The 9,908-nt window shown below is 65.9% G+C and carries 10 protein-coding genes; 4 read left to right on the forward strand and 6 right to left on the reverse strand.

Translation table 11 applies throughout. From position 1 onward, the window contains the following. Positions 1 to 31: 31 nt before the first annotated feature. On the reverse strand, positions 32 to 547 hold the full coding sequence (locus GWG54_RS13195; RefSeq protein WP_167938215.1) for a hypothetical protein: 516 nt from the start codon (positions 545 to 547) through the stop codon (positions 32 to 34). 344 nt (positions 548 to 891) lie between these two features. Between GWG54_RS13195 and GWG54_RS13200 the strand changes: the two genes are divergently transcribed. Then, entirely contained in the window at positions 892 to 1,038 is a 147-nt protein-coding gene (locus tag GWG54_RS13200; RefSeq protein ID WP_167938216.1) for a hypothetical protein, read from the forward strand. 40 nt (positions 1,039 to 1,078) lie between these two features. Here the strand turns inward: GWG54_RS13200 and cruF are convergent, their stop codons facing one another. From cruF to GWG54_RS13215, 3 genes are read right to left on the reverse strand one after another with little or no spacing between them, the layout of a single operon-like run. Next, entirely contained in the window at positions 1,079 to 1,942 is an 864-nt protein-coding gene (gene cruF, locus GWG54_RS13205) for a bisanhydrobacterioruberin hydratase (RefSeq protein WP_167938217.1), read from the reverse strand. Between the two features lie 18 nt (positions 1,943 to 1,960). Beyond that, a complete protein-coding gene (locus tag GWG54_RS13210) occupies positions 1,961 to 2,851 on the reverse strand; it encodes a prenyltransferase (RefSeq protein WP_167938218.1) in 891 nt (296 codons plus the stop codon). Positions 2,852 to 2,888: 37 nt separating this feature from the next. Then, positions 2,889 to 4,370, reverse strand: a complete 1,482-nt coding sequence (locus tag GWG54_RS13215) for an NAD(P)/FAD-dependent oxidoreductase (RefSeq protein ID WP_167938219.1) — start codon at positions 4,368 to 4,370, stop codon at positions 2,889 to 2,891. Positions 4,371 to 4,468: 98 nt separating this feature from the next. On the opposite strand from GWG54_RS13215, the gene GWG54_RS13220 reads away from it, so the two are divergent. Together GWG54_RS13220 and GWG54_RS13225 are read left to right on the forward strand one after the other, a co-directional pair. Beyond that, entirely contained in the window at positions 4,469 to 6,382 is a 1,914-nt protein-coding gene (locus GWG54_RS13220) for a formate/nitrite transporter family protein (protein ID WP_167938220.1), read from the forward strand. 52 nt (positions 6,383 to 6,434) lie between these two features. Next, positions 6,435 to 7,133, forward strand: a complete 699-nt coding sequence (locus GWG54_RS13225; protein ID WP_167938221.1) for an SDR family NAD(P)-dependent oxidoreductase — start codon at positions 6,435 to 6,437, stop codon at positions 7,131 to 7,133. A gap of 150 nt (positions 7,134 to 7,283) precedes the next feature. Here the strand turns inward: GWG54_RS13225 and GWG54_RS13230 are convergent, their stop codons facing one another. Further along, positions 7,284 to 7,568, reverse strand: a complete 285-nt coding sequence (locus GWG54_RS13230; RefSeq protein ID WP_148858249.1) for a translation initiation factor eIF-1A — start codon at positions 7,566 to 7,568, stop codon at positions 7,284 to 7,286. 63 nt (positions 7,569 to 7,631) lie between these two features. Next, positions 7,632 to 8,144 carry a hypothetical protein gene (locus tag GWG54_RS13235; protein ID WP_167938222.1) on the reverse strand — a complete coding sequence of 171 codons (513 nt, stop codon included), beginning with the start codon at positions 8,142 to 8,144 and terminating at the stop codon, positions 7,632 to 7,634. A 168-nt stretch (positions 8,145 to 8,312) separates the two neighbouring features. Here GWG54_RS13235 and GWG54_RS13240 point away from each other — a divergent pair, with 168 nt between their 5' ends. Then, positions 8,313 to 9,683, forward strand: coding sequence for an aminomethyl transferase family protein (locus tag GWG54_RS13240; RefSeq protein WP_167938223.1), 1,371 nt, complete (start codon positions 8,313 to 8,315; stop codon positions 9,681 to 9,683). Positions 9,684 to 9,908 lie beyond the last annotated feature (225 nt).

A 9,908-nucleotide genomic window follows, 5' to 3' on the forward strand; every position in this document is an offset into this window, starting at 1 on the left:
TACGATTTTATTATGAATTCCGAAATTCGAGTTATTCACACCGCTGAACAGCCGTTATGAGTTGGCTTTTTGGAAGCCACTCATCGGAGAGGCTAGGAAGATTATCTCGGTTGCTTAACTTTTGATAGTGTTCCCGAAGACGCTTCTCTGACCGCTTGTGGCGGTCGGTATCGGCCTCTGTATTAGCAACCCCCTTTTCGAGTGAGTGAATCTTATGTGCGAGTTGCATCAACGGCTGGGCCGCCGCGGACTCTTTGAACAGAATTGCGTCCTCAGTCTCTCTGGAGATGTATCCAATGAACATGGTGGATGTAGTTCTATCCTTGGACCCAACCTTCTCGATGGCTAACCACTCCGGAAGTTGAATGAAAAGCTCACCGGTATCAAGAAGCCCTAACAATTGCCATAGTTGGCGGGTCTTCTGTTCGTTGAGAAGCCCCCGTTCCCGAGCATCTTCGAGAGAGACATCATAGTCGGTGAGGGTATCTGAATGCCACTCACGGGCAAATGAGTCGTAATCGGCGAATTTGGTAATCAGGTTAGCCACTCCGTTACAAGAGCGGGTGCAAACATATTAATATCCCCACTGACTCTGACAGCTGTTCTAATTCGAGACTGCGAAATGCCTGGAATCGGCGTGCTCTATTCAGGCTCTGTAGCCATCGTCCGATCCGTGGTGCCCTGAGCATAAATACCAATCACGGGACTATACAACTCAGGAACAGATTCGCATTTCGTGTTCGGCATCAACTCGGTAGGTCTTTGTCCTGTGCTGAACGTGAGTTCCACCCCTACTCTGAAGAACGAACTTGTCTCACCAGCTGCCGATACCTTAAACTCCCCCGATATCGAGGCTGTGAGTTCGTTGTTCGCGGGCTCGAACGACGAGGTATGAGCGTCCAACACGACCCACTCGAGTTCGACCGAGAGAACGCCCGTCTCGCTGCGACCGGGCTGGCCGCCTGGCTTACCCTGACGGTCTTCGCGATCGCCCTGTTGCTCCAGTTCGGGCCCGCGATCAGCGGACTCTTCGTCTGAACGGCGCCGAAAACCGACTCGCCTTCTCGTGCCGACCCGATCAGCTCCCGCCCGGGAGCGCCGTTTTCACCATCTCGAGGTCGTACCGGTCGGTCCGGAACAGTCCCAGACAGAACAGGCCGGCGACCCCCGCGGCGATCCAGTTGCCGTAGAGGAGGTTGATCGTCCCCCACAGCAGGACGAAGCTGACCAGGTCGTCGAGGACGAACACGCAGGTGCGGACGCGCTCGAGCAGCGCCGCCCGATCGAAGGCGAGATCGACGAGGACGGCGGCGACGGTACCCGAGATCGCCCAGCCGACGTAGTTCGAGGCGGGGACACCGTGGTAGGATCCCGACTCGTACGCCCAGAACCCGATCGCGACGGCCGCGGGGTCGAGCACGAGGTCGATCGCGACGACGGCGGCGACCGCCGCGGGGATCCGGACGAGCGCGGCGTCGGCCCGATCGCCGAGCACCAGCAGCGTCAGCAGGTAGGCGTTGAGCACCAGTGGGATGAAAAACAGCGGTAGCGCGACGGGCACCTCGCCGAGCAGCATCGGCCCGAGCTGGATCGTGTACTCGAAGGCGCCGTAGGGCCAGTCGGTCCGCACGCCGACGGTCTCGATCGCGTACGTGTACGCGGTCAGAACGGCGAGACAGGCCGCGGCCCGTCGGTCGATCCGCGGCAGGAGGCCGACGACCAGCGGCGAGCGCATCACCGCCGTCCCGAACAGGATCAGCAGGGGGTTGTACGCGAGCGGTTCGGGCAACAGCCCCTCGGCGCTGGCCAGCAGCGTGAGCGCGCCGATCGCGGGAAACACCACCGCGATCGTAAACCGGTTCTCGCGGACGACGTCCTCGAGCCGTCGCTGGAGGGCGGCACGGGTCCGCTCCTCGGTTCGATCCGTCGTCACGCCGTCCACGTTCGGACACCTCCGTCGTTAGCCATACAGGATCACCCAGAGACCGCCCATCGTCAGCGCCGCGCCGACGATCGTGTTGATCGCCGGGAACCACCAGTAGGCCCGATCGACGGCCACGCTCGAGGTCGCGATCGCGACGACCCCCAGCGGGTAGACGGCCATCGCCGCGCCGAGGCGGGGATCGAGCGCGCCGAAGGCGACCGCGCTCGCGAGCCAACACGCGCCGCAGTAGGCGTAGGTGCGGTCCTCGCCGAGGACCGTCGCCGTCGTCCGGATCCCCGTCTCCCGATCGGGTTCGATGTCGGGAATCGCCGAGAACGTGTGCATCCCCATCGCCCACAGCCAGCCGCCGACGACGGCGAGGACGGGCGGCTGCGAGCCGGCGACCGCAGCATAGGCCGCTGCTCCCGGCATGATGTACAGCCCGTTCGAGACCGAGTCCAGCAGCGGGGTCGTCTTGAACCGCAGCGGCGGGGCGCTGTAGGCCGCGCCGAGGACGAGAAACCCCACGAGCCAGGGCCAGGCCGCCCGCGAGACGAGCGGGAACAGCGCGAGGCCGAGCCCGCCCGTCAGCGCGACCGCGGGCGGGACCGTTCGCTGGCCCCGATAGCGGGCCTCCCGGTCGTCCTTCTTGGGGTTCGCCGCGTCGATGTCGCGGTCGAAGATGTCGTTGATGCCGTAGAGGAAGACGTTCGCGGGCACCAGGAAGTACACGAACAGGGCGACCGCGGCGGGCTCGAACAGCTCCCCGATCGACGAGGCGCCGTAGGCAGCCCCGACAAGCACTGGCCCTGCCAGGTAGAGCCAGAACCGGGGTCGCGAGAGCACCAGCAGGTACGATAGCTCCGCCGTGACGCCGCGATCACTCGCTGACTGGCTCGATGCGACGGAGTCCGAGTCGTCGGTCATCGCTGGGCCGGCCCTCCGTCGGCGTCCGCCATCCGGCTCACCCGTGATCCTCGAGGACTTTCTCGGCCGTCAGCTCGCCGCTTATCAGACACATCGGAACGCCGATCCCCGGCGTCGTGTCCCCGCCGGTCATGTAGAGCCCATCGGCCTCCTTGGCGCGGTGGGGCGGTCGGAAGAGCGCGGTCTGGCGGAGCGTGTGGGCCAGGCCCAGCGCCGTCCCGTCGTAGCTGTTGTACCGGTCGGCGAAGTCCTCGATGCAAAAGCGCTCCTCGAGGACGATCCGGTCCCGCAGCTCGGTTCCAGTGTGGTCGGCCAGGTCGTCGAGGACCAGTTCTCGGTACCGATCCCGCTGTTCGGGCGTGTCCTCGAGCCCGGGCGCGATGGGGACGAGCACGAACAGGGCGCTGTGGCCGTCGGGGGCGACGTCGTCGTCGGTCTCGGAGGGGACACAGCAGTAGTAGGCGGGATCGTCGGGCCAGGCTGGGTCCTCGAAGATTTGCTCGAAGTGCTCCTCCCAGTCGGTCGGGAGGACGAGGGTGTGGTGGGCGAGTTCGTCGACGTCGCCTTCGACGCCCAGGTACAGCAGGAACGCGGAGGGGGCGTACGTTCGGGACTCCCAGTAGTCGGCGTCGTACCCCTGCCGTTCGGCCGGTAGCAGCTCCTGGTCGGTGTGGGGGTAGTCGGCGTTGCTGACGACCAGATCGGGCCGCAGCGGCCCCTTCGGGGTTTCGACGAGGAAGGCCCCTTCCCGACCCTTGATCTCGGTCGCAGGGCGGTTCATCTCGTACTCGACGCCGAGTTCTCGGCCCAGTTCGGCGATCCCGTCGATGACGCCGCCGATCCCGTCCTCGGGGTACCAGACGCCGAGGTTGAAGTCGACGTGGCTCATCAGGTTATAGAGGGCGGGCGTGTTCTTCGGCGACCCTCCCAGAAAGACCAGCGTGTACTGCATGATCTGCTGGAGCTTGGGGTGGTCGAAGTAGTTCTCGACGTGGTCCTGCATCGAGCCCAGCAGCGAGAGCCCGCGGGCCTGTCGCGCGACGTCGAGGTCGAGGTAGTCCCGCAGGCGGGGGCGGTCCTCGTAGACGAAGTGTTCCATCCCGACCTCGTAGTTCTCCCGCGATTTCTCGAGGTAGCGCTCGAGGGCCTCGCCGGCGCCGTCCTCGTAGGACTCGAAGACCCGTTTGGTGCGCTCGAGGTCGGGCGTGACGTCGACCTCGTCTCCGTCCTTGAAGAAGAGCCGGTAGTGGGGATCGAGGTGGGTCAGCCCGTAGTAGTCGGTCGGTGTTCGATCGAAGTGGCCGAAAAACCGCTCGAAGACGTCGGGCATCAGGTACCACGAGGGACCCATGTCGAACCGGAACCCGTCGCGCTCGAGGCGGCTCGCTCGGCCGCCGAGCTGTTCGTTCTTCTCGATCACGCGCACGTCCGCACCCGCGTCGGCGAGGTAACAGGCCGTCGAGAGCCCGCCGACGCCGGCGCCGATCACGGCGACGGACGTTCCGTTCAGGGAGTGCATACTCGAATCGTAGCGGTAGCAGGGTGATGAATGTACGCTCCGAACCCGCCGGGCCGAAATACCAACGTCTTAGTTCGTCTGCGAGACTCCACCTAGTAATGGATACGTCCGAACACGAGCACACGTCCGCTCCCGATCCGGAGGCGGACGGCGACTCGACCCCGCCGGGCGAGTCGCCGCGAGCCCGCGGGCCCGCCGACGAGCTCGAGGAGCGCCGGAATCGGGAACGACAGCAGGACGCCGTCCGGGGCGCCTTCGAGCGCTCGGCGAGCGGGGCGCCGGCGGTCGGGTCGGTCGTCCGCGATCGCTTCTCCGCGGACGAGGTCTTTCAGCGGATCGTCGCGGCCGCCGACGAGGAGGTCACCTCCGGCAGCCGCGAGCTGCTGTTCAGCGGGATCGCGGCCGGGTTCGCGATCACGATCACGTTCCTGCTGTACGCCTCGATGTACGGCTCGACCGACGGCCACCCCGTTCTGAGCGCCCTGCTGTACCCGCTGGGATTCATCTACATCATCATCGGCGGCTACCAGCTCTACACCGAGAACACGCTGCCCCCGGTCGCACTCACCCTCGAACGGCTCGCGAGCGTGCCGGCGCTGTTTCGCCACTGGACGATCGTCCTCATCGGGAACTTCGTCGGCGCCACCATCGGCGCGGCGGTGCTGGCGTGGGGCGGCGTCTTCTCCAACGACGCGGCCGACGCGGCGATGTACCTCGGGACCCACGGGGTCGAGACGGCCTGGTCCGACCTGTTCTTCAAGGCCGCCTTCGCCGGACTGATCGTCGCCGGCGTCGTCTGGGTCACCTTCGCCTCTCGAGACACGATCTCGAGGCTCGCCGTCGTCTACCTCGCGTTCCTGGCGATTCCGCTCGGAAACCTCTTCCACGTCGTCACCTCCTTCACCGAGATGTCCTACGTGGTCTTCGCCGGCGACCTCTCCTTTTTCGTCGGCCTGACCCAGTTCGTCCTCCCGGTGTTGCTCGGCAACACCATCGGCGGCATCCTGCTGGTCACCGTCGTCAACTACTTCCAGACCAGCGAGGAGCGTCTCGAGTCCGCCCGCTTCGAGGGGATCAAGCGACGCCTCTCGATCAGGGAGTGGCTGTTCGGCGGCTTCGTCGGCCGCTCGTACGTCCCCTTGATCGACACGGCCGAGCGGAGAGAGGAGGCCGAACGGGAGGACGCCTACCGGGTCGTCGTGCCGATCGCGAACCCCCGCACGGAGTCGCAGCTCATCGACCTCGCCGCGCAGCTGACCGAGCACCACGAGTCGGCGATCGTTCAGGTCGTCCACGTCGTCCAGACGCCCGGCCAGTCCGCCAGCGCGAGACAGCGCGACCAGATCGTCTCGGAGTCCGAAGCGTTGCTCCGGAATATCAGTCCCGACGCCGACGAGTACGACGTCGAGTTCGAGTACTCGACGATCGTCACTCACCGCTCGTTCGAGGAGATCTTCAACCTGGCCGAGAGCAAACAGAGCGACCTCGTCGTGATCGGCTGGGGCGTCAACGAGCTCTGGGGCGCCGCGCGGGCCGAACGGCCGCTCAGCGAACTGACTCGGCAGCTCCCCTGTGACTTCGTCGTCCTTCGGGATCGCGGCTTCGATCCGTCGCGGATCCTGCTGCCGACGGCCGGCGGCCCGGACTCCGATCTGAGCGCGGAGATCGCCCAGACCTTCCAGTCGACGGTCGACGCCGAGGTGACGCTGCTTCACGTCGTCGACGACCCCGACGAGCGCCAGGCCGGCGAGCAGTTCCTCTCGGACTGGGCCGCGGATCACGGCCTTCAGGACGCCGAGCTTGTCGTCGACGACTCCGGCGACGTCGAGCAAGCGATCTGTCGGGAGTCCCGAGAGAGCACGCTGTTGTTACTCGGTGCGACCGAGCGGGGACTTCTCTCCCGGCTCGTCACCGGCTCGCTCCACTTCGACGTGATCAACGAGGTCGACTGCTCGGTGATCCTCGCCGAGCGGCCGAGCGATCGACCGCTCCTCAAGCGCCTGTTCGGGTAGCGCCTGCCTCCGCTTTCGACGATTTTCTGTAGGCGTCGCCCGTACGTACCGTATGGACGGACAGACGGCAGTCGTGACCGGCGGAACCCGCGGGATCGGCCGCGCCGTCGCCGTGGCGTTCGCGAACGCGGGTGCGACGGTGGTCGTCGGCGCTCGAGACGGCGACGCGGTCGAGGAGACGGTCGCGGCTCTCGAGGACGCGGGCGCGACGGCCGCGGGCGTTCGAACGGACGTCCGCGACGAGTTCGACGTCGAGCGCCTCCTCGAGACGGCCTCGCGGGCGGGATCGAACGGCGGGATCGACTGCGTCGTCGCCGCGGCCGGGGTCTACCACGGCGACCCGGGGGAGACGCCGACCGATCGGGAGTCGTACGCGGCGTTCGACGACCACTGGCGGACCAACGGGCGGGGCGTGTTCGCGACGATCCGGGAGGCGCGTCCCCACCTCAACGACGGGGCCCGCGTCCTCGTCCCGACGGGGGCGGTCGCGCGGGACGGGAAGCCCGGCTACGGCTCGTACGCGATCTCGAAGGCGACCGCCGAGGCCGTCGCACGCGGGTTCGCGGCCGACACGGAGTACGTCGTGGGCTGTCTCGATCCGGGACGGGTCGCGACCCGACTCTCGGGTGCGGAGGGCCGGGATCCCGACGAGGTCGCGCCGATGTTCGTCTGGGCGGCGACCGACGCACCGGCCGACGAGCTCGACGGCGCCGTCCTCGGTCTCAGAGAGTGGAAGCGAGCGACGCGGTGAGCTACTCCCGGTCGTCGGCGCGCTCTCGTCTCGGACGACCACGGCGCTCCGTCTCCCGCCGACCGTTCCAATGGGTTTCGTTGCACAGGCGAGCCTAGAAACGAACTGGCAGCCGCTCGGCGGTCGGCGTCGAGAAACCCGCAGTAAAACTCAGTCGATGTGACCTTCGCGGCGGAGCTGGTCGGCGTCCTGGCTGGTGTAGCGCCACTCGATCGTGGCCTTCTCGTCCTGCCAGTCCCAGGGCTCGGCGACGACGATGTCGTCTTGCTCGATCCAGGTCCGGTACTTCATCCGTCCCGGGATGCGGCCGAGCCGTTCCTCGCCGTCCGCACACTGGAGCTGGACGTGGTTGCCCCCGAGGTGTTCGGTCACGACGGCGAATACTTCATCGCTGTTGGGCATACGGAGGTTCCGTCGCCCGGAGTTTTCTGTCACAAGCTACCTACGACCGCCACACGTTTAAATGATTGGCGAGAACCGGTATCGTGGCACTCCGTCTCACAGTTCCCGTTCGGAGTCGGGATTCTCGAGCTCCCACAGCAGTTCGGGGAGGAAGGCGTCGAGGTTGTCGATCACGACCCGATCGCTGACGTTCAGCCCCTCGCAGTGGTCGTGGGCGGACTCGCGGATGTCGACGTGGAGGTCGCCGTCCTCCCGCCAGACGCCGAGGGGAAACACCGAACACCGGGTCGGCTTCCAGTCCTCCTCGAGGTGGAGCGAACAGAGGCCGTCCTCGCGGAGAAAGGCACAGGCACAGCCGTCGTCGGCGACGTGCTCGTCGCGGTCTTTCCGCTCGCGAGTGACGAACTTCTCGCCGCGGAAGTCCGTCGTCGTCTCGGCGAGGTTTGCCCGCCGGGCGAGCTCGAGCAGGTCGTCGCCGTACAGCAAGACCCCGTGCTGACAGCACCAGGTGCAGTCCTCGACGCACTCGAAGGTCAGCTCGGGGTCGAACTCGACGACGACCTCCCGATCGGGATAGACCTCGACGCGGCGGGTAGCGTCGGCGCTCACGTCCGTCGGGAGGGGTCGTCCGCGGAAGTGTCTTTCCTCTCGGTACGACGCTCGCGATGGCGTCCGACGACCCGCGTTCGAGGCGAGCGGAACTCGAGATCGACCGCGGATAAACGGGGGGAGTTATGAACAGGGTCTTTTATTGAGGTGTGTGTCGTCATCTCTTTCATGGTAGATAGTAACAAACAACCGGATATCGAGCAGCCCGACCGGACGGTTCCCCGAAATCTCAGACAGACCGGCGACCCGGGCATTGAGATGCTGGTCTCGACACGAGTTCGGAAGTCCCCGTTCTTTCACAAGTCGTTCAACGAAGAGGGCGCCTGGCGCGCGACGGTGTACAACAGGCTCTATCACCCGCGAGGGCTCGTCGAACCCGAGGACGGCGGCGCGATGGCCGAGTACGAGGCGCTGACCGAGGCCGTCACCCTCTGGGACGTCGCGGTCGAGCGCCAGATCCGCGTCAAGGGACCCGACGCCGAGGCGCTGACGGACTACGTCATCACGCGGGACGCGACCGAGATCGAGCCGATGCGCGGGAAGTACGCCATCCTCTGTAACGAGGACGGCGGGATCCTGAACGATCCCGTGCTCCTGCGGGTGGCCGAGGACGAGTTCTGGTTCTCGATCTCCGATTCGACGCTGATGCAGTGGCTCCAGGGAGTCAACGTGGGGATGGAGTTCGACGTCGAGATCGACGAGATTGACGTCGCGCCGATGCAGATCCAGGGGCCCCGCTCCGAGGACGTGATGATCGACGTCGTCGGCGAGGCGGTCAGCGACATCCCCTACTACGGGCTGATGGAGGCCGAGATCGACGGCTGCGACGTGCTGGTGAGCCAGACGGGCTTCTCCGGCGAGAAGGGATTCGAGATCTACGTCCGGGACGCGACCGAGAACGCCGAGGCCGTCTGGGATCCCGTCCTCGAGGCGGTCAAAGACCACGGCGGTCGCCAGATCGCCCCCGGCCACCACCGACGGATCGCCGCGGGCATCCTCTCGTGGGGCCAGGACATGGACCACGAGACGTCGCCGTTCCAGGTCAACCTCGGCTACCAGGTGCCCGACGACAAGGAGGGTGACTACGTCGGGAAGGAAGCACTCGAGCGCCAGCGGGAGCAGATCGAAAACGGCGAGTACCCCTTCGCGTACAAGCTGATCGGGCTGAAGTTCGCCGGCGAGCCCGTCCGGGACTACGCGCCCGATTTCTGGCTCGTCTCCGATCCCGACACCGAGGAGGTCTGTGGCTACCTCACGTCGCCGTGGTACAACCCCGACCTCGAGACCAACATCGGCCTGGGCTTCGTCCCGGCCGAGACTCTCGAGGAGGCGACCGACACGCCCCTCGACGATCGGATCTACGACGAGGAGCTGGATCTGGAGTTCCGGGTGCACCTGCCCGACGAGTACGCCGAGGAGCCCGGCGAGCCGGTGTTCGCGACCGTCGCCGAGGTACCGTTCACGGAGTCGGTCAACCCCAGCGCCCGCGAACAGGCCAAACTCGGCGCCCGCGAGGAGGCCCAGGCCAACGAGGACTGACGATAGCTACCGGGTCAGCGGCAGCTAGCACCACGTTCTCTCCGCCCCAGCGAACTTTTTGCTGGGGACATCGGCTACCGACGAAGGCGTCAGACTCAACCCCCGGCAAAAAATCGTCTTAAGCGCAACTGCCCTCGAGAGTGACAGCCGCTACGTACAGGTGAAGCAGATATCACGGCCAGCATCCGCGAGTAGCGCGGAACGTTCAGTTCCGCGGACCGTTCG

The organism is Natronococcus sp. JC468 (assembly GCF_012163165.1).
GTDB classification, from domain to species: domain Archaea; phylum Halobacteriota; class Halobacteria; order Halobacteriales; family Natrialbaceae; genus Natronococcus; species Natronococcus jeotgali.

Bases quoted from the DNA above. Each gene is read 5' to 3' on its own strand.
- GWG54_RS13220 (WP_167938220.1), top strand. From the start codon at position 4,469: ATGGATACGTCCGAACACGAGCACACGTCCGCTCCCGATCCGGAGGCG.
- GWG54_RS13210 (WP_167938218.1), bottom strand. From the start codon at position 2,851: ATGACCGACGACTCGGACTCCGTCGCATCGAGCCAGTCAGCGAGTGAT.
- GWG54_RS13225 (WP_167938221.1), top strand. From the start codon at position 6,435: ATGGACGGACAGACGGCAGTCGTGACCGGCGGAACCCGCGGGATCGGC.
- GWG54_RS13200 (WP_167938216.1), top strand. From the start codon at position 892: ATGAGCGTCCAACACGACCCACTCGAGTTCGACCGAGAGAACGCCCGT.
- GWG54_RS13240 (WP_167938223.1), top strand. From the start codon at position 8,313: ATGGTAGATAGTAACAAACAACCGGATATCGAGCAGCCCGACCGGACG.
- GWG54_RS13215 (WP_167938219.1), bottom strand. From the start codon at position 4,370: ATGCACTCCCTGAACGGAACGTCCGTCGCCGTGATCGGCGCCGGCGTC.